The 18,997-nt window shown below is 62.3% G+C and carries 14 protein-coding genes; 11 read left to right on the top strand and 3 right to left on the bottom strand.

The window, feature by feature from the left end:
• The first annotated feature begins 16 nt into the window (after positions 1–16).
• The 8 genes from tssJ to tssA all read left to right on the top strand — a co-directional run bounded on the left by tssJ (position 17) and on the right by tssA (position 12,009).
• The gene (gene tssJ / locus BKX96_RS06500; RefSeq protein ID WP_077183096.1) at positions 17–772 is read left to right on the top strand and encodes a type VI secretion system lipoprotein TssJ; all 756 of its coding nucleotides are present in this window, start codon (positions 17–19) and stop codon (positions 770–772) included.
• Positions 769–2,112, top strand: a complete 1,344-nt coding sequence (tssK, locus tag BKX96_RS06495; RefSeq protein ID WP_046820309.1) for a type VI secretion system baseplate subunit TssK — start codon at positions 769–771, stop codon at positions 2,110–2,112. The genes tssJ and tssK overlap by 4 nt, the downstream gene beginning before the upstream one ends.
• Complete coding sequence (gene icmH, locus BKX96_RS06490; protein ID WP_046820310.1) at positions 2,109–2,822, top strand: type IVB secretion system protein IcmH/DotU; 714 nt, start codon at positions 2,109–2,111, stop codon at positions 2,820–2,822. Before tssK ends, icmH begins: the two co-directional genes overlap by 4 nt.
• A gap of 30 nt (positions 2,823–2,852) precedes the next feature.
• Positions 2,853–6,725, top strand: coding sequence for a type VI secretion protein IcmF/TssM N-terminal domain-containing protein (locus tag BKX96_RS06485; RefSeq protein ID WP_077183095.1), 3,873 nt, complete (start codon positions 2,853–2,855; stop codon positions 6,723–6,725).
• 31 nt (positions 6,726–6,756) lie between these two features.
• Complete coding sequence (gene tagF / locus BKX96_RS06480; RefSeq protein ID WP_077183094.1) at positions 6,757–7,683, top strand: type VI secretion system-associated protein TagF; 927 nt, start codon at positions 6,757–6,759, stop codon at positions 7,681–7,683.
• A complete protein-coding gene (tssM, locus tag BKX96_RS06475; protein WP_077183093.1) occupies positions 7,680–10,154 on the top strand; it encodes a type VI secretion system membrane subunit TssM in 2,475 nt (824 codons plus the stop codon). The genes tagF and tssM overlap by 4 nt, the downstream gene beginning before the upstream one ends.
• Positions 10,155–10,306: 152 nt before the next feature.
• Entirely contained in the window at positions 10,307–10,825 is a 519-nt protein-coding gene (locus BKX96_RS06470) for an Hcp family type VI secretion system effector (protein WP_077183092.1), read from the top strand.
• A gap of 95 nt (positions 10,826–10,920) precedes the next feature.
• Positions 10,921–12,009, top strand: coding sequence for a type VI secretion system protein TssA (gene tssA, locus BKX96_RS06465; RefSeq protein ID WP_077183091.1), 1,089 nt, complete (start codon positions 10,921–10,923; stop codon positions 12,007–12,009).
• Positions 12,010–12,222: 213 nt separating this feature from the next.
• On the opposite strand, the gene BKX96_RS06460 is transcribed toward tssA, so the two are convergent.
• The 3 genes from BKX96_RS06460 to BKX96_RS06450 are packed head-to-tail and all read right to left on the bottom strand — an operon-like array spanning position 12,223 to position 15,463.
• The gene (locus tag BKX96_RS06460; RefSeq protein ID WP_077183090.1) at positions 12,223–13,569 is read right to left on the bottom strand and encodes a glutamine synthetase family protein; all 1,347 of its coding nucleotides are present in this window, start codon (positions 13,567–13,569) and stop codon (positions 12,223–12,225) included.
• Between the two features lie 24 nt (positions 13,570–13,593).
• Positions 13,594–14,148, bottom strand: a complete 555-nt coding sequence (locus BKX96_RS06455; RefSeq protein ID WP_046820316.1) for a helix-turn-helix domain-containing protein — start codon at positions 14,146–14,148, stop codon at positions 13,594–13,596.
• A 25-nt stretch (positions 14,149–14,173) separates the two neighbouring features.
• Positions 14,174–15,463 (bottom strand): NAD(P)/FAD-dependent oxidoreductase, encoded by a 1,290-nt coding sequence (locus tag BKX96_RS06450; RefSeq protein WP_077183089.1) that lies wholly within the window; start codon positions 15,461–15,463, stop codon positions 14,174–14,176.
• 541 nt (positions 15,464–16,004) lie between these two features.
• Here BKX96_RS06450 and purU point away from each other — a divergent pair.
• From purU to BKX96_RS06435, 3 genes are read left to right on the top strand one after another with little or no spacing between them, the layout of a single operon-like run.
• Positions 16,005–16,871: a formyltetrahydrofolate deformylase gene (purU, locus tag BKX96_RS06445; protein ID WP_046820318.1), complete on the top strand. Its 867-nt coding sequence runs from the start codon at positions 16,005–16,007 to the stop codon at positions 16,869–16,871.
• Positions 16,868–17,764, top strand: a complete 897-nt coding sequence (folD, locus tag BKX96_RS06440) for a bifunctional methylenetetrahydrofolate dehydrogenase/methenyltetrahydrofolate cyclohydrolase FolD (protein ID WP_077183088.1) — start codon at positions 16,868–16,870, stop codon at positions 17,762–17,764. The genes purU and folD overlap by 4 nt, the downstream gene beginning before the upstream one ends.
• A complete protein-coding gene (locus BKX96_RS06435; protein WP_046820320.1) occupies positions 17,746–18,987 on the top strand; it encodes an FAD-dependent oxidoreductase in 1,242 nt (413 codons plus the stop codon). The genes folD and BKX96_RS06435 overlap by 19 nt, the downstream gene beginning before the upstream one ends.
• Positions 18,988–18,997 lie beyond the last annotated feature (10 nt).

The following is an 18,997-nucleotide window of genomic DNA, read 5'->3' as shown; positions in this document are numbered from 1 at the left end:
TTTACAGGTAGTGGTCATGGACAAGAGAAATTCAGGGACGCGTGGAGCAAGACCGGCATTGGCAAAATGCCTGGTCGCGGCGGCAATGATGATGGCGCTGACGGCCTGTGGCGTCACCGACCGGGTCGGCAAGCGGGTCGACGACACCTGGGCGGGCGACATGCTGTTCGACGATCAGGAGAAGGTCATCCTCACCTCCGACGGCGGCAACCAGCTCAACCCCGATGCGTCCGGCCAACCGCTGTCGGTGGTGCTGCGCGTGTACCAGCTGACCTCGCTGGAGCGCTTTGCCTCGGTCGACGCCGACACACTGTGGGACGACCCGCAAAAGGCCCTCGGCAATACCCTGATCGAGAACCGCGAAATCACCTTGCTGCCGGGCATGGGCCAGGTCGACAAATGGCCGCTGAACAAGGCCACCGGCTATGTCGGCGTCGCCGCGTTTTTCCGCACCGACGAGAACAGCCGCTGGAAGGTTGCGTTTGACGCCAACTCCCTGCGCAAGGACGGCATCTGGTTCTCCTCCGACGGCCTGCGGGTACTGGTGGACAACAACAGGGTGTCCGCCGTCAGTGGCGTCGATGTCCTGGACAAACCCAAGACCCAGGAGCAGCTGGCCAAAGCCGCCACCCTGCCCGAGCAGCCGGCCAAACCCTCGCTGACCGAGCGCGTGCAGGACGCCGTGGTGCAGAAGGCCCAGGACCAGACGAGTGCCTCCGCGCAAAAAGCCGTGGACTCGAAATTGAATTCATTTTTGGAAGGCGCTCAATGAGTAAGCAAAGCCGGGTGATGTGGTCCGAAGGCATGTTCCTTTTGCCCCAGCATTTCCAGTATCAGGATGAGTTCCACCAGCATCAGCTGGCGCAGGCGACCCTGCGCAACACGCCTTTTCACTGGGGCGTGCAGTTGCTCGAAGTGGACGAGGAAGCCCTCGCCACCGGCTCCCTGCAGCTCAAGCGGCTGAAGCTGGTGTTTCCCGACGGCAGCCTGTACGACGCGCCGCAGCACGACCCGCTGCCGGCCGCCCGCGACTTGAAGGACCTGCTCAAGGGCAACGACCTGAAGGTCTACGCCGCGCTGAAACTGCCGGAGCCCTTCGGCCTGAACTACGTCGAAGACGGCCAGGAACAGAAGACCGGGCGGCGCTATCGCAAGCAGTTCGACACCTTGCCAGACCTCAACGAAGGCGACCTGGAAAACGAAATCACCAGCCTGCGCCTGAACGTGGTGATGCTCATCGACGGCGACAACCTCGATGGCTACACCTGGTGCCCGATCGCCCGGTTGTCACGCAACAACATCGGCGGCTTCAACCTCGACGGGCATTTCGTGCACCCGACGCTGCACCTGGGCACCCATGACACCCTGATCGGGCTGGGCAAGCGTTTGCTCGGTGCCCTGCAATCGAAGAGCAAGGCGCTGTCGGGGCGGCGTCGCGAGCGCGCGGACCAGATTGCCGAGTTCGGCTCAAGCGACGTCACCCTGTTCTGGCTGTTGAACACGGTGAACCGTGCGCACCCGGCCCTGGCGCACCTGCTCGCGCATCCACGCCTGCACCCCGAGCGCCTGTATCTGTTCCTGGCCGAACTGGCCGGCGGCTTGCTGACGTTCTCGCTGGACACCCAGCTCAACGACATCCCCGAGTACGACCACCACGACCCGGCGGCCTCGCTGGTCAGGCTCGACGAAATGATTCGCGTGCTGCTCGACAACGTAGTGCCCAATCAGTGCGTGGTGATCAACCTGACCCAGACCAAACCCTCGTACTGGCAAGGGCAGTTGCACGATCCACGGCTGGCGGAGGCGGATTTCTACATCTCCGTGCACGCCGACATGCCGGGCGCGAGCCTGCTGGAACTGGTGCCACGGGCGTTCAAGGTCGGCTCGCCGGAAGACATCGAAGTGGTGGTCAACAGCGCCATGCCGGGGGTCACCCTCAATCATTCGACCCGCCTGCCCAATGCGATTCCGGTGCGACTGGACAATCACTACTTCTCCATCGAACCCCATGGCCGGGTCTACGAGCGAATGATGAGTGCCCAGGCCATCTCTTTCTATGCGCCCAGCGCGTTCACCAACCTCAAGCTTGAACTGATGGCGGTACTCAAATGACCGAAGCCGTACTGCAAGGCGCCGTGGCGCCCGCCCGTGAAAAACCGACCCTCAAGGACCTGGTGCAAGACTTCATCAGCATGGCGCTGATCGTGCGCAAGGGCCGCCAGGTGACGTCGGTCAGCGCCTTCGAGGCCAGCGTCGACAGCTTCTTCAAGGCGCTGGAGCTCGACGCCCGTGGCGCCAACTACAGCGTTGAACAGGTCAAGGACACCCAGTACGCCCTCTGTGCCTTCCTCGATGAAAGCGTGTTGCGCTCCGGGGACAACGAATTGCGTCGGCACTTTGAATTGCAGCCGTTGCAGTTCCGCTATTTCGGCGTGCACCTGGCCGGTGAAGGCTTCTTCGAAAAGATCGATGCACTGCGTGGCGACGTCAAACAGAACCTCGACGTGCTCGAGGTCTACCACCTGTGCCTGGCCCTGGGGTTCGAAGGCAAGTTCAGCCTCGGGCAAAAGGACCAGTTGCGTTACCTGGCCAATACCCTGGGCCAAGACATCGCGCGTTTTCGCAAGACCCCCAAGGCCCTCTCGCCTGACTGGGCCTTGCCCGACCAAGTCTCGCAGATGCTGCGCCATGAAGTGCCCCTGTGGCTCTACCTGGCGCTGATTGCGCTGGTCTGCGCGGGTGTCTACCTGACGCTGGACTGGCTGCTGGGCAAAGACGTAGCCGCGTTGTCCGAACAAATCAGCCAGCTGTTCAGTGCCTGAGCACAGGTCAGGTAACCGAGTCAGGAAGACATGAAGACATTATTGCGTTCGTTGAAAAGTTTTTGGTTCCTCGTCCCCGTCCTGTGGCTGGCGAGCCTGGCGGTCTGCTGGTTCGTGGCCCCGCGCGTGGGTTGGCTGCGCGGGTATGCGCTGGAAGCGATGGCGCTCGTCAGTGCCTTCTACCTGCTGATCATTGTGCTGCGTCAGTACAAGCGCATCCGCGCCGAGCACAACCTTGAAAACCTGGTGCAGATCGAAGTCGATCGTTCGCTCAAGTCTTCTGGTGAGTTCCGCGATCAGCACGTGCTGCGCGAACGCCTCAAGCACGCCATCGCGATGTTGCGCACCGATCGCTCGGCCGGTGGCGGCGGCTCGTCGGCGCTTTACGATCTGCCGTGGTACCTGGTCATCGGCATGTCCGCGGCCGGCAAGACTTCGTTGCTGACCCGCTCGGGCCTGTCCGCCAGCATTGCCAGCAGCGCCAACGACACCGAAAGCGGTACCCAGCATTGCGATTGGTATTTCAGCCCCGAGGCCGTGATGATCGACACGGCTGGCCGTTACCTGCGCGACGACCCGTCGGCCAGTGAATTTGCCGCCTTCCTGCGCCTGCTGAAAAAGCAACGCAGCAAGGCCGCGGTCAATGGCCTGGTGCTGGTGGTGAGCCTGCCTGAACTGCTGGCGTGCAGCGCAACCGAGCGCAACGAACTCGCCGCACAACTGGTGTCGCGCATCGAGGAATACAACGATTGCCTGGACGCCAACCCTCCGATCTACCTGATGCTGAGCAAGACCGATCAACTGCCGGGCTTCAGCCAGGCGTTTGAAGGCCTGGACCTCAACGAGCGCCAACAACCCCTGGGCATGACCTTCGGTTTGTCCGAGATCCGTAACCAGGGCCTGCGCCCGGTGCTGGATGCCAAGCTGGCAAACCTGCACGGTCATATACGTCGCCACGTCGACGCCCAGATGATTGCCTTGGGTGCCGATGCCGACAGCGCGTTGCTGAACTTCCCGAACTATTTCGCCGAGCTGTCCGGGGTGCTGGAACAGTTTCTCCAGCACTTCGCCGAAACCCGTCGCAGCGGTGCGCCGCTGTTGCTGCGCGGGCTGTATTTCACCAGTGCCTTGCAGACCGACCAGCAGCTGAGCCAGGTGTATGAAGACGACCTGGCCGAGTCGTTCGCCTTGCAGACTGCCGCCGAGCAACCGGAGCACGGCAGCGGCAAGAAAATCAGCGACCGCAGCTACTTCATCACTGATACGTTCCGTCGGGTGATCTTCCCCGATCGCGACCTGACCCTCTATCAGTCGCGCATTGGCAAGAACACCTCCGCCAGCCCTGCCCTGCTGGGCCTGGCAGTATTGGCCGGGGTTGCGTTCATTGGCTGGCAAGCCCTGTCGTTCCAGAACAACCGGCAGTGGCTGGCCACCTTGCGCGAACAACTGAGTGAGCTGCAACAGTCCTCGGACCGTGCCGGGCTACTCGCCTCGGGCCAGGGCCTGGAGCTGTTGCGTGAGCAACTCCACGTCATCGAGAAGCACCGTGCCAACGGCGTGCCGCTGCAACTGGGTGCCGGTCTCTATCGTGGTGACGACATCTACCGCGTTGCGCAGACTGCCTACTGGCAACAACTGCGCACCCAGGCGCTGGAGCCTGTCACCTTGCAACTGCAATTGCAGATGCGCGCCTTCAATGAGTTCGCCAGGACCATGGATGCGCAGAACAGCTTTGCGCCTGCACCCAACAAGGCCGACTCAGGCAAATCCCGCGCGTCGGGCCAGAAACTGCCGACCCGCTTGAACAACCTGCCGCGCAGCAGCGGTGATGTCGCCAATCGCCTGACCGGTGCCGCCAAGGGTGCTGCGAACAAGGCCCGGGGCGAAGCGCTGACGGCGCTGCGCAACCCTGCCACGGCGAGCGATGCCGCTGACTTGTCGGCGACCACCGGCGGGCTGTCGTTGTCCGAAGAAATGCTCGGCCGGCTGGATGAGCGCCAAGTCGCCTCCATCATCGAGTCCTATAACGCACTGAAGCTCTACCTGATGCTCACGCAACCGGGCACCCACCCGGACGCGGAATTCGTCGGCGCTGCATTGCCGGTGGCCTGGGCCAATACCGCCAGTGCCGAGCACCCTGTCAGCATCGCGGTGATCGAGGACAACTCACCGGTCTACGTGCAGTTGCTCAAGAATGGCCAGGCACCCGCCTTGTCGCGTAACGAGCAGCTCATCAGCGAAACCCGCAACAGCCTGAAGTCCTTCATGATTTCCAGCTCGCTGGTAGACCGTGAATACCTGCACCTGCAACTGGAATCCAGCCGTCAGTTCCCGGCTGTCGGCTTGAGCGACCTGGTGCCGCTGCCTGGTCGGCAGTTGTTGTACGGCTCCGAAGCGGTCCCGGCGATTTTCACCCGCCAGGGCTGGGAACACTTCGTCAAGCCTGAGCTGATCAAGCTGGTGTCGGGCAACCTGCAAAACGAAACGGACTGGGTACTCGATGGCGAAGGCGGCGACAGCATCGTGCAGAAAGCCAACTTCATTCGCGAGTTCATGACGCGCTACAAGCGTGACTACACCCAGGCCTGGTACAGCTTCGTCGACAGCGTTGGCGTTCGTCATTTCACCGACATGGCCAATGCCACCCAGCAACTGTCGCTGCTCAGCGACGTGCAGAACTCGCCGGTGAAAACCCTGCTGGCGGCGGTCAACGACAACACCCAGTGGGACGTCCCTGCCCCGCGCGAAACCCCGCAGGCGGGCGTCAAGCCCGATGACGGATTCTGGAGCAGCGTCAGCGGGATCTTCGATGGCAAGAACACCGCGCCCGGTGCGCTGGTATCGCCGCTGCCGGCGGTTGACGATGGCAGCCTGGCGAAGCGCTTCGAACCGGTATCGCGGGTGTTCGCCGTGCAAAACGCCGAAGGCGCCGACAGCACGATCATGGACCGCTACCTCGCAGCCCTGCGCAAACTCAAGGTGCGGATGAACAACATCCAGCGCTCCCAGGACGTCGGCAAGAGCAGCAAGCTGCTGATCAGTGAAACCCTCGAAGGGTTGCCAAGCGAAGTGACCAGCGTGCGCAACTATGTCGAGACCACCGTCGACACCAGCCAGGGCAGCCTGTCCGATTCGTTGCAGAGCCTGTTCAGCCTGCCGATCCAGTTTGCCTGGGAAACCCTGCGCGACCCGGCTGGCCAACAGATTGCCAAGGCCTGGGCGCAGCAGATCGCCAAGCCCTGGGAGCAGGTCATGGCGCACCGTTACCCGATTGCGCCCGGCAGCCGCAATGAAGCCTCGGTCAAGGATCTGCAGCGTTTCGTCGACCCGGAATCCGGGCTGCTGCCGAACTTCAAGCGCAACGAAATCGGCAACCTGTCCGGTGGCGAGGGCCTGGGGATGAGCAGCAACAGCAAGGCCACGCCGCTGGTCAATCCGAACATGGTCAACAGCATCGACAAGGCCAGTTCGTTGGGCCAGGTGATCGCCAGCCTGTCGGACCGCGACAACGGCTTCGAGATCATGCTCGAGCCCTCCGCCAACCTCACCGACATCATTTTCACCCTCGACGGCCAGGTGCAGCACTACCGTAATGGCAGGACCAGCTGGAGCCGTTTCTCCTGGCCGGGCACGACCACCACGCCGGGCGCACGCCTGGATGTGGTGACCCTGAGCGGCGAGCGCATCACGGTGTTCGACTACCCGGGCCGCTGGGGCCTGCTGCGCATGAACGACAGTGCACGGGTGAGTGATCTGGACGGCATCCAGCAACGCTTCAGCTGGAACACCGGCAGTGGCCCGGTCAGTCTTGCCGTGCGCAACTATGGCGGCGTCAAGCTGACCGACCTGGCCAACGTCAAGGCCTTGAGTGCGCTCAATGGCGCAGAGGGTCGCCCGCTGTGAGCCAGCAGAACTTGAACCCGGGAACCGGCCAATGATCGGTTGCTTCGGCAAGGTCCCCGCGAGCCCGGACTTCGTCAGCCTGCAAGGTGCGGGTGACGACGTCTGCGAGTTCGACGGCTGGCTGCAAGGCGCACTGGCCGCCCTGCAGCACCGCGACGACTGGCGCACGCTGTTCGACGGGTTGCCGCTGTGCTTTTTCAGTTACCGCGCACGCAGCGGCAACTGGTTGCTGGGCGGGCTGATCAGCTCGAGGGATTCGAGTGGGCGGCGCTATCCGTTTTTCATTTTCCAGTCCCTCAAGGCCAGCGAAGCCGAGCCTCTGGTCAATCCGTTCACCCTGGGTGAATTGTTCAGCGGTCAGATCCGTCCGCTGCTGCACATGGCCGTCCAGGGCGAAAGCACGTCGGCGCTGTTCGAGCGCATCAAGGCCCTGCGCCCGTTGCAAGGCCAGGACTTCGAATTGTTCCGGCGCGTGCATGACAAGTTCCTGATGAATTTCAACCTGCGCGATATCAGTACCGCACTCGAAGGCGCCTACCCGGAGTTCGTCACCAACGCCGTGCTGACCCGGCTGCGGGCCCTGGAAAAGCACCTCGACCAGGCAACGCCAATCGGCATCGCCCTGCCCTTGCCGGCGGAAAGAGGCTTGAAAAACCCCACCGCCGATCTGTGGGTCACCTGGCTGACGCACATGACCGCGGCGCGCGCCGTGCCGCAGGTCAGCCTGCTGGCGGACGACTTCATGCGCCCCCGACTGATCTGTTTTGCCTCACGCAATACCTGCGATGCCTATCGCCTGTTGACCGGTATCGGTGAGCGCTCGCAGAGCTATGACGTGCTGGCGTCTTTCGATGCCTTTGACGAGCACCACCGTAATCACGCCTTTGCCGAAATCGACCGCCCGTTGGGTGACGTTATCGACCGTTTTGTCGATGCCCTGGATTCGAAGCCCGTATGAACAAGATCAAGTATTACTTCTTGCGCTATCAACCCTACATCCTGGGGGTGTGCTTTTTCCTCACGATCTTCGTGGTGTGGGGCATCGGGCGTGGGTTCGGCTTCAGTTCGCTCAACAGCCTGCTGACCGGCATCGGCGTGTTCCTGGTGCTGTCCGCCGGGTATGTGCTGCTGCTTTATCGGGGCGTGTCCCGGCATCACAACCTCGAAGGGCTGCTGCGTGAGGATGCCGACCAGGCCGTGTTGAACGCGAGCCCGGCGGATCGTGAGGAAGTCAGCCTGTTGCGCGAGCGGTTGTTGCAGAGCATCGAGCGCTTGCACAGCAACAAGCCACGGGGCAGCAATCCAAAGGATGCGCTGTATGCCCTGCCCTGGTACCTGGTGGTCGGCCAGCCGGCGGCAGGCAAGAGCACCATGCTTTACCAGTCGGGCCTCAATTTCCCTTACGCCGAGCGCGAAGGTGTGCGAGTCGCAGGCCTGGGTGGCACGCGCAATTGCGACTGGTTCTTCAGCTCCGAGGCCGTCCTGCTGGACACCGCCGGGCGCTACATGAACAACCAGGAAGAGGCCGGCAAATGGCGCGCGTTCCTGCAGCTGCTGCGCCAGCACCGTCAGCGCCGGCCACTCAACGGCCTGATCGTCACCGTCAGCATCCACGACATCCTGCAGACCTCGCTGGAAGATCAGGAGCGCATCGCCAAGCGTCTGCGCGAACGCATCCAGGAAACCCATGCCCTGCTGGAAGTGCGCCTGCCGGTCTACCTGGTGTTCACCAAGTGCGACCTGGTGCCCGGTTTCACCCCCTTCTATCGCCAACTGGACGAGACCGCCCGCGGCGAAGTGATGGGCAAGACCTTCTCCCACAAAAGTTATGAGCAGGCCGACTGGGGGCAGCGCTTCGGCGCCGCGATGGACGAATTGGTCAGCTATTGGCAACAGGTGGCAAGCCAGCAACTGGTCACGCAGGACATCCAGATCACCCGGCAGGATTCGGCGGTGTATCGCTTCCCGCTGGAGCTGGCGGCCCTCAAACCACGGCTGCAACTGTTCGTCGATGCCCTGCTGCGCGCCAACCCTTATCAACATGCGGAACTGCTGCGCGGCTTCTATTTCACCAGCGCGCTCGATGCCGACCAGCCGGAATCGGGTGGGCATGCACGGCAGGTGACCGAGCGCTTCTCGCTGGAAGGTGAGCGAGAGATCGCCAACGGCAACGCACAACCGCGCCCGCTGTTCATCAACAGTCTGTTCCGCAAAGTCATCATTCCCGACCAGCACCTGGTGGCGCTGTACACCACCAACCACCGCGAACGTCGGCGCAAAGCCACCTGGATCGGCGCTGCCACACTGGTCGCGGTGCTGCTGTGCAGTCTGTTGGGCTGGTCGTACGTTAACAACAGGGACACGTTGCACAGCCTTTCGGCGGAACTGACCCAGGCGGCGGCCGATGACCGTTCCGCTACCGCGCAATACACCGCGTGGCAAACCCTGGATCGACTGCGCTTCTGGACCGCGCATTACTACGCGCAGCACCACGACGAAGGCGTGCCGCTGCGCATGCGCCTGGGGCTTTATCAAGGCCACAAGGTAGAGCCACTGGTGCGCAGCCGCTATTTCGACCGGCTGGAAAGCGTGATGCTCAAGCCCACGGCCGACAACCTGACCCGCTCGTTGTACTTGCTGACCACCCTCAAGGTCTATCAGCGCAATGCCAAGGAGTTGATGCCGGTAACCGGCGTGGACAGCGTCGAACCCAAGGCGCTGCCCAACGACAACCGGGCGCAATCCATTGCGCAGTTTGGCAAGGCGACGCTGGACACCTACGTGATGCTCTCGCGTGCCCAGCGTGAAAAGGCCGACCCTGCTTTCCTGAAAGCGAAGATCCCGGATTACTGGTACCCGGCGATTGCCCGCCAGGTCGGTAACGCCGGTGTCGCCGCCGCGGACTATGAGTTCGCCAGCCGCCAGATCAACTTCTACAGCGACCAGATTCACGAGCCCGACGTGCCGCGAATCCTCGACAACGCGTTCCTGGTCTCCAGCTCGCGCAACTACATCAACAGCCTGCTGACGCAGTCATTGCGCTCGATCGAAACCATCACGCTGGAGTCGGACACCTTGTTCGCCTTTGGCCGAGCCGACTTCCAGAGCCTGAAGAATGAAGGCCAAGGCCAGCTAAGCGCGATCGCCGGCAAGCTGCTCAGCACCCCCAACGTCGGGAAAATCATCATCGCCGGGCACGCCGATCAACTCGGCGATCCCCAGGGCAACCTGCAGGTTTCCCGGCAGCGGGCACAAACCATCAAGACCTACCTGGTGGGCAAAGGCGTACCGGGCGAACTGGTCGAGGCCGTCGGCGAAGGCAGCACCCGGCCCCTGGTCAAGTGCGACATGCAACAGCCGAGGGCCCAGCTGATCCGGTGCCTGGAGCCTAACCGACGGGTCGAAATCGAAGTGCGGGCGCTCAACTGACACGCCGCGCTCTATGAAGAAAAACCGCTGCCCGGGCCGATTCCGGGTTGGCGCAACAAGCCTCTGTTGATCGATTCAAAGAGGTTAAAGCGAAGGGCTGTGATCTGTTTGCAGGTGACATCCTTTTTAATGAAGGTAAGGAGAAAGTAAAAATGGCATTTGACGCATACATCCAGATCGACGGCATTCCAGGCGAAGTACTGGACGACAAGCACAAGGATTGGATCGAAGTGCTGGGCTACGAGTATGGCGCCACCCAGGCGACTTCCGCGACAGCCAGCTCTTCGGGCGGTGCTTCGTCGGAGCGTGTGGCATTGAGCGACTTCAGCATCCGCAAAGCCGTGGACAAGGCTTCCGCCAAGCTGTTCGAAGCCTGCTGCAAAGGCACGCACATCGCCAAGATCCAGTTGAACGTAAACCGCGCCGGTGGCGACAAGGTGACCTACCTGACCATCAACCTGGAAGAAGTCGTGGTGTCTTCCGTCAAGGCGGTCGCTGGCGGTAGCCAGGGCGGCGAAGACAAAGCGGTGGGCGACCTGCCGATCGAAGAGATCAGCTTCAACTTCGCGCGCATCAAGACCACCTACACCCAGCAGAGCCGTGCCGACGGCCAGGGCGGCGGTAACGTCACCGGTGGTTGGGATCGCACTGCCAACAAGGTATTCGCGTAAACCCCGGGCAATAACGGGCCGCGAGAGCGGTCCGGTTTCAGCACTGCGCCCGCGAAAGCGGGCACGGTGTTCTTTTATTCCGATCCGAGTTGCCTATGTCTGAATTTCTCAACGACCTTTCGCTGGCCGAACTGACAGCGCCCATCAACGGGGGGAGCGGCGAAGACCTGAGCTTTTCCACCCTGTTCGATCAGGTGAAAGAAGCGCGGCGAGCAGACCCCGATTATCTGACCCAGGGTGACTGGCAAACCGACCTGAAGTCTTCCGACTGGGACCTGACCCTTACCCTGGCTGCCCAAGGCCTGGCTCGACAGAGCAAGGACCTGATGCTCGTCGCATGGCTCAGCGAAGCCCTGGCGCACAAGTACCATTTCACCGGTATCACCTTTGGCCTGACCCTGGCCGAACGCCTGCTGGACACTTTCTGGGCCGACCTCTTCCCTTCCCTCGAAGAGGGGGCCGATGAACGCGCTGCCCGCCTGGCGTGGATGAAAACAACCCTGGCCGATGTGGTGGGCGCACTGCCCATCACCCAGGGCCAAGCGTACGGCCTGCTGCGCTATGACGAATCCCGGCACGTGGAGAACCTGGCGTTGCAGAACCCCCAGGCCATGCGCGCGGCCCTCGACGAAGGCAAGATCAACGCCGAGGTGTTCCAGCGTTCGGTGGTGTTGACCGACTCCGACCACCTGCGCCAGAAAGCCTTCGAAATCGCCGCCAGCCTCAATGCCTGCCAACAACTCCAGGGCACCGCCGACAGGCTGTTCGGCCAGGATGCGCCGAGTTTTGCCGGGCTGCATGACGTGTTGTCCCGCGCCGGCCAACTGGCCGAGAAACTGCTCAAGGATCGCGGTATCGACCTACACCCCGCCCCTGTCGCGCCCACACCGGTCGTCGGCGATAGCGCTGGCGCACAACCTGAAGGTGCAGCAATGACCCAGACCCAGCAAGACATTCCCGTCACGCCGCTGCGCACCACACCGCAAACCCGCGACGAGGCATTCACCCTGCTGGCAGGTATCGCGCAGTACTTCAAGCAGACCGAGCCCCAGAGCCCTGTCCCCTATCTGATCGAACGCGCGATCAAATGGGGCAACATGCCGCTGGAGGGATGGCTGAGCGATGTGATCAAGGACAGCAACGTGGTGGACAACATCCGCGACGTGCTGGGGACGAAGTCCTGATGGCACTGAAAAAACTGCAGGCAAAAAAAATCCCGGGCAGCTGATGGACGCCCGGGATTCAAAAATGCATAAACCGTGGTGGTGAACGCGGGGCGTATACTACGCAATGTTTCGCCCTGTAACAAGATATTTTAGTTAACCGTTTAGTTACTAAAATCTATAAGCCGTTATATATCCTGATATTATTTACGGTTAACCTCGAAACCACCTTAACTACAGGAACCAGCGATACTCACGGGCACTGATGTCATTGAGGAATGCCAGGTGGTCCTGGCGCTTGTTCTCGCAATACACATGGACGAATTCCGCGCCCAAACCTTCACGCAGTTTTTGATGGCTTTGCATGGACTGCACCGCCTCGAGCATCTCCAGCGGGAAGTCGATGCCACTGTCGCGGTCTTCGTTGAGCGGGGCGATCGGTTCGCGGCCCTGTTCAAGGCCTTGTTCCATCCCCACCAGGATGGCGGCCAGTACCAGGTACGGGTTGGCATCGGCGCCGGCCAGGCGATGTTCGACCCGCAGGTTCCTGGCGTCCGACTCCGGCACCCGCAGGCACGCGTCCCGATCCTCGAAGCCCCAACTCGCGCGCGAAGCGACGTTCACCGTGGCGCTCAAGCGCCGCATCGCGTTGTGGTTCGGCGCGAAGATCGGCATGCAGTGCGGCAACACATCCAGGCAACCGGCCACCGCATGGCGCAACGCTTGTTGCCCGTTCGCCGCCATCAGGTTGTTGCCCGCTTCGTCGTACAGGCTCACGTGCACATGCATGCCGCTGCCGGGGTGCTGCAGGTAAGGCTTGGCCATGAAACTGGCGCGGTAGTCGTGCTTGAGGGCCACGCCTCGCGTACTGCGGCAGAACAAAGCGGCCCAGTCGGCGGCGCGCAGGCCGTCGTCCAGGTGACCGAAGTTGATTTCGAACTGACCGGGGCCCAATTCGGCGGTGATCACCGTGGCGTCGATGCCTTGGGCACGCGCGGTCTCGACCATTTCATCGAGCACCGGGGCAAAGCGCGACAGTCGTTCGATGTGCATGTTCGGCTGGTCATCGGCATCACCGGTCAGCGGGTCGCGGGCAAACTGCGGCAAGCCATCGCGCAACTGGCTATCGAACAGATAGAACTCCAGCTCGAACGCCACCACCGGAAAAATCCCCTTGCGACCCAGCCGCGCCAACACCTGGGCGAGGACTTCACGGGGTTCAAATTCGATCGGTTTTTCCGTGCCGTCGGAGGTGATCAGCATCTGCCCCAGCGGTTGCTTCTCCCAGCTCACCAACTTCAGCGTGCCTGGCACCAGGCGCCGCAGGGCATCCGGATCGCCGTCGTTGAAACAGTAGTCGCCGATCTTGAACAGCCCGCCCTGGGTGCCGAGCAACACGCAGTTTTGCGGTAACTTGAGGGCGCTGCCGGCGGCGACTTTTTCGAGCATTTCGATCGGGTAGCGCTTGCCGTAGAAATGCCCGGGGATGTCCAGGGAGATCAGGTCGACGTAACGCACCTCGGGGTAGCGCTGACGAAACCCACGCACTTCAGCCAGCAGATCAGAGCACACAGCATCCATCGTTTTGTTCCTTGCTTGTTTTTATCAGGTGTAGACCCAGAGCACTCGGGTCAGTTGGGCCGAGAGGTTGCCGTAGCGGCAGTGGGCATGACTGGCCAGTTGAAAGCTGTCGCCGGCGCGCAGGGTCACCGGGTCGTCATCATCGAGCCACAGGGTCAGCTCGCCTTCCAGGACGTAACCGCCCTGCTCCGAGCTGTCCTTCATGTGCCGGTCGCCGCTGCTGGCACCGGGTTCCAGCTGGCTTTCGAGCATGGAAAAGGACGCGCGCATTTTTGGCGAGACCAGGATGTCGGTGATGCCGTCGGCGTAATACAGGGTGCGGCGTTCGTCCGGCCGGGTGACCCAGGGCAACGCCATGGGTTTGGGCAGGCTGTAGAAATAGGTGGTCGGCACGCCGAGGGTCTCGCTGATGGCGGTCAAGTCCGCCACCGTCGGGCGGGACAAGCCGCGCTCCACTTGCGATAGAAAACCCACGGAGCGGCCGATCTTGTCGGCCAGGTCCTTCAAGGTGTACTTCTTGTGCTTGCGCAGGTCCTGGATCAGGATCGCCAGCGCCGAAATCTCTTCTTGCATGTCCATCTAATGGCTTCCAGAAATGGCCGATTCAAATGCTGTCGCGCAGCCGGTACCAGGCTTTGCCGATGGCTTCCAGCGGCGCTGCCATGTATTTCCCGCCGGGAAAGCTGGCGTTGCTCAAACCCTGATACAACGCCAACTCATCCGGCTGGCCGAGAATGGCGTCGGACGCCGCCCGTGCCCCGGCCAGGGTTGGCAGCACGCCGTGCCCGGAGTAGCCCTGCAACCAGTAGAGGTCGCCGCGTCGGCCGATGTCGGGCGTGCGCTTGAGCGTCAGGTCGATGTGCCCGCCCCAGGCGAACTCCAGTTCAATCCCTTTCAATTGTGGAAACACCCGTTCCAGGCATGGCCGGGTGGCGCCGGCGATGTCCTTGGGCATGCCACCCAGGTAGGTGCAGCCGCCGCCGAACAGCAGCCGGTTGTCCGGCGTGCGGCGAAAATAATCGAGCACGAACTGGTTGTCGGTGACACAGACATTGCTCGGTAGCAGCGCGGTGGCCTGGGCCTCGGACATCGGTGCCGTGGCCACTTGATAGGTGCCAACGGGCAGTACGCAACTCGATAGCTGCGGGTCGAGCCGGTCCAGGTAGGCATTGCAGGCCAGGACCAGGACATCGGCGCGGATGCGACCGCGGTTGGTGGTCACCACGAAGCCGTTTTTGTCCTCGTGATAATTCAACGCCTTGCTTTGTTCATGAATCACACCACCCGCCCGCTCAATCGCGGCGGCCAGCCCCAAGGCCAGTTTCAGCGGGTTCAAGTGCCCGCCTTCGGGGTCGAACAGGCCGGCCTGATAGCGCTCGCTGGCCACCCACTCGGGCAACTGGGCGCGCTCGATGAAACGCAATCCGTCATGCCCCCATTTGTGGCTGGCCTCGTGTTGCCATTCGGTCAACAGGCTGACCCGCCGTGGCATCACCGAGGTCCAGAGGTGGCCGGGGCGGTAGTCGCAATCGAAACCATGGCGTGCGGGCAATTCGCGCAATTCCCCTGCGGCCCAGCGCATGCCGTCCCACAGGCGCCGTGCGCGTTCATGACCCAGGGCGGCTTCCAGTGGCGGCATGTCACAGGACCAACCGAGAATGGCCTGGCCGCCATTGCGTCCCGATGCGGCCCAGGCGACCCGGCTGGCCTCCAGCAAGGTCACGCGCTTGCCGGCCAGGGCCAGGCGCAGCGCCGTGTGCAAGCCGCTGAAGCCGGCGCCGACGATCAGCACGTCGGTGTTTTGCTCGCCCTCCAATGCCGCGCGGTTGACCAGGCGATCGGCGCAGGTGTGGGCGTAGTAGCTGGCGACATGCTGGGTGGATTGCTGAAACATTTACCGGTTCCATGAAATTTTATAGTTGTAATTTCATGAAAAAATACAGGTTTAATTTCATGCGTGCAAGGTTGGTATCTTCGTTGGGGATGACTTGGCGGCCTGACAGATAACCCCTCTCCCGCGGCCGCCCCCGATCCACTGAAGGAGCTGGCTTGCCAGCGATGGAGGCCAACGATGACGCGGGGAGCCTGACGCCCTGCGGCGCTCTCAGGTTTTTCGCGAGCAGGCTCGCTCCCACAGGTATCGCGTACAGCCGCAAAATTCCGGTTGGCTGTCAGGCCGGCATTGCCAGCATGCCGGCTCCTTCAAACTAGTGCCTACAGGCATTTCAACTACACGTTGCTCAGCCAATAAATTTCCCACCAGTTAAAAAACTTTCACAAAAACCTCTGGACGCACCCCCACCCTTTCCCCTATAAAGCCACCTACAGGAATATTTTATTCCCACCAAGAAAATGCGCTCAAGGAATGAGCCTCGCTGTCCGCTGACATTTTTTCGCTATGCGATGAGCTGCCGCCATCATCCCGAGGACGTGTCATGCAACACGAGAAAAACCATTTCATCATCAAGATCACCTGTCCCGCGGTGTCGGGCATTGTCGCGGCCGTCACCACTTATCTCGCGGACAACGGTTGCTACATCGGGGAGATGGCGCAATTCGACGACGATTTCAGCGGGCGCTTTTTCATGCGCGCGGTGTTCCGTTTCAACGATGGCCACGCCGGGGATATCCAGCAGATCAAGGCCGGTTTCAGCGACGTCGCCCAGGCCTTCGACATGCAGTGGGAACTGCATGACACCCGCGAACCCATGCGCGTGCTGCTGATGGTGAGCAAGTTCGACCATTGCCTGACCGACCTGCTCTACCGCTACCACAAGGGCGAGATGGACATGACCATCACCGCCATCGTCTCCAACCACCTCGACCTGCGGCCCATGGCCGAGCGCGAGGGCATCCGGTTCATCTACCTGCCGGTGACCAAGGACACCAAGGCCCGCCAGGAAGCCGAACTAATGAAGGTGGTCGACGACACCGGCACCGAACTGGTGGTGCTGGCGCGCTACATGCAAATTCTCTCCGACGACCTGTGCAAGCAACTGTCCGGGCGAGCGATCAACATTCACCATTCCTTCCTCCCCGGTTTCAAGGGCGCCAAGCCCTATCACCAGGCGTACCAGCGCGGCGTGAAGCTGATCGGCGCCACCGCCCACTACGTCACCAGCGATCTCGATGAGGGTCCGATCATCGAGCAGGAAGTGCAGCGGGTCGATCACGTCTACCTGCCGGACGACCTCGTGGCCACCGGCCGCGACACCGAGACCGTGGCCCTGTCGAAGGCGGTCAAGTACCACCTGGAGCACCGGGTCTTCCTCAACCAGGACCGAACGGTGATCTTCCGGTGAACACTCCCCGACTGATTGACGGCAAAGCCGCCGCCGCCCGGGTGTTGATCGAGGTCCGCAAGGACGTCGACCGCCTGCGTGCGCGAGACATCCAGCCGGCCCTGGCGGTGATCCTGGTCGGCAGCGACCCGGCCAGCCAGGTGTATGTGCGCAACAAGATCCTGCGCGCCGAAGAGGTCGGCATCCGCTCCCTGGAACATCGCCTGCCCAGCGACACCCGCACCGAACAGCTGCTCGAGCTGATCGCCCGCCTGAATGCCGATCCCTCGATCCACGGCATTCTCCTGCAACTGCCCTTGCCTGCCCATGTCGATGAACTGCGGGCACTGCAAGCCATCGATCCGGGCAAGGACGTCGACGGTTTCCACAGTGAAAACGTCGGAGGCCTCAGCCAGGGCCGCCCGGTGCTCGCGCCTTGCACGCCTAGCGGTTGCCTGTATCTGCTGGAGCAAACCTGCGGCGATCTGCGCGGCAAGCACGCGGTGGTGATCGGCCGTTCGAACATCGTCGGCAAGCCCATGGTCGCCCTGTTGCTCAAGGCCGACTGCTCGGTGACCGTGCTGCACTCGCGCAGCCCGGCCCCACAAGTCCTGTGCCGCCAGGCCGACATCGTCATCGCCGCGGTGGGTCGTCCGCGCCTGATCGACGCCAGTTGGCTCAAGCCTGGCGCGGTGGTGATCGACGTCGGCATCAATCGCATCGACGACGCCGGTCGCAGCCGCCTGGTCGGCGATGTCGACTTCGACAGCGCCCTGCTCCAGGTCGCGGCCATCACCCCGGTACCCGGGGGTGTCGGGCCGATGACCATTGCCTTCCTGATGAAAAACACCGTGACCGCGGCCCTTATGCAACACCATAGCCAATCGGAGGCCGTATGCCCTTCAATCTCCTGAAGTACGGATTGAGTTCCGAATACCCGGTCGAAGTGGACCTGCCGCCACCGCGCGAGCTGAAATCAAGCTATGACGTGGTGATCATCGGTGCCGGTGGCCACGGCCTGGCCACCGCGTATTACCTGTCCAGGTACCACGGCATCAGCAACATCGCGGTGCTGGAAAAATCCTATCTGGGCGGCGGTAACACCGCGCGCAACACGGCGGTGATCCGCTCCAATTACCTGACCAGCGAAGGCGTGCGTTTCTATGCCGAATCGGTGCGGATGTTCCAGGGCCTGTCCAACGAATTCGATTTCAACATCATGTACTCCGAGCGCGGCCAACTGACCCTGGCCCACACCGATGCCACCGTGCGCTCGTTCCGCCAGCGCGCCGAGGTCAACAAGCACTTCGGCGGGCGCACCGAAATGATCGACCGCCAGCAGATCCGCGAACTGGTGCCCAGCCTCAACCTCGACCCCGGCCACCTGCCGGTGATCGCCGGCCTCTGGCACATCGACGGCGCCACCGCACGCCACGATGCCGTGGCCTGGGGCTACGCCAAGCAGGCGGCCAAGCGCGGCGTGGAAATCCACCAGCTCACCGAAGTGCAGGACCTGATCATCGAGAACGGTGCGATCACCGCCGTGAAGACCAATCGCGGCACGATCAAGTGCGGCTGCGCGGTGCAGGCGATTGCCGGGCACAGCTCGCTGCTGATGGCCAAGGCCGGGATTCGCTCGCCGATCCAGACCTTCCCGCTGCAAGCCATGGTCACCCAGCCGTTCAAGCCCTTTCTCGATCCACTGGTGAGCTCATCGGCGCTGCACTGTTATGTGCAACAGACCAGCCGCGGCGAGGTGGTGTTCGGCGGTGGCTCCGATCCGTACCCGCTGTTCAACACCCGTTCCACGCTCGATTTGAAGGAAAGCCTGCTGGCCCACGCCATCGAGATGTTCCCGTTCCTGGCCAACGCCAAGCTGATGCGCCAGTGGGCCGGGATCACCGACATGACCCCCGACTACAGCCCGATCATGGGCCTGTCGCCGGTGAAAAATTATTACCTGGACGCCGGTTGGGGTACCTGGGGCTTCAAGGCCACGCCCATCTGCGGCAAGACCATGGCCGAACTGGTGGCCAGCGGCGGCAAGGTCCCGGAGCTGATCAAGCCGTTCGGCCTGGAGCGCTTCTCGACCTTCCGGCAAGTCAACGAAATGGGCGCCACGGCGGCCAGTCACTGAGGGAGAGCGG

This window comes from Pseudomonas putida (genome assembly GCF_001976065.1).
Classification (GTDB): domain Bacteria; phylum Pseudomonadota; class Gammaproteobacteria; order Pseudomonadales; family Pseudomonadaceae; genus Aquipseudomonas; species Aquipseudomonas serbica.
This window is presented reverse-complemented; position numbering and strand designations above follow the sequence as displayed.

Coding starts and splice junctions, on each gene's coding strand:
- purU (WP_046820318.1), top strand. CDS start 16,005: ATGCAACACGAGAAAAACCATTTCATCATCAAGATCACCTGTCCCGCG.
- BKX96_RS06455 (WP_046820316.1), bottom strand. CDS start 14,148: ATGGACATGCAAGAAGAGATTTCGGCGCTGGCGATCCTGATCCAGGAC.
- BKX96_RS06450 (WP_077183089.1), bottom strand. CDS start 15,463: ATGTTTCAGCAATCCACCCAGCATGTCGCCAGCTACTACGCCCACACC.
- tssJ (WP_077183096.1), top strand. CDS start 17: ATGGACAAGAGAAATTCAGGGACGCGTGGAGCAAGACCGGCATTGGCA.
- BKX96_RS06485 (WP_077183095.1), top strand. CDS start 2,853: ATGAAGACATTATTGCGTTCGTTGAAAAGTTTTTGGTTCCTCGTCCCC.
- BKX96_RS06460 (WP_077183090.1), bottom strand. CDS start 13,569: ATGGATGCTGTGTGCTCTGATCTGCTGGCTGAAGTGCGTGGGTTTCGT.
- tssK (WP_046820309.1), top strand. CDS start 769: ATGAGTAAGCAAAGCCGGGTGATGTGGTCCGAAGGCATGTTCCTTTTG.
- tssM (WP_077183093.1), top strand. CDS start 7,680: ATGAACAAGATCAAGTATTACTTCTTGCGCTATCAACCCTACATCCTG.
- icmH (WP_046820310.1), top strand. CDS start 2,109: ATGACCGAAGCCGTACTGCAAGGCGCCGTGGCGCCCGCCCGTGAAAAA.
- tssA (WP_077183091.1), top strand. CDS start 10,921: ATGTCTGAATTTCTCAACGACCTTTCGCTGGCCGAACTGACAGCGCCC.
- BKX96_RS06470 (WP_077183092.1), top strand. CDS start 10,307: ATGGCATTTGACGCATACATCCAGATCGACGGCATTCCAGGCGAAGTA.
- tagF (WP_077183094.1), top strand. CDS start 6,757: ATGATCGGTTGCTTCGGCAAGGTCCCCGCGAGCCCGGACTTCGTCAGC.
- BKX96_RS06435 (WP_046820320.1), top strand. CDS start 17,746: ATGCCCTTCAATCTCCTGAAGTACGGATTGAGTTCCGAATACCCGGTC.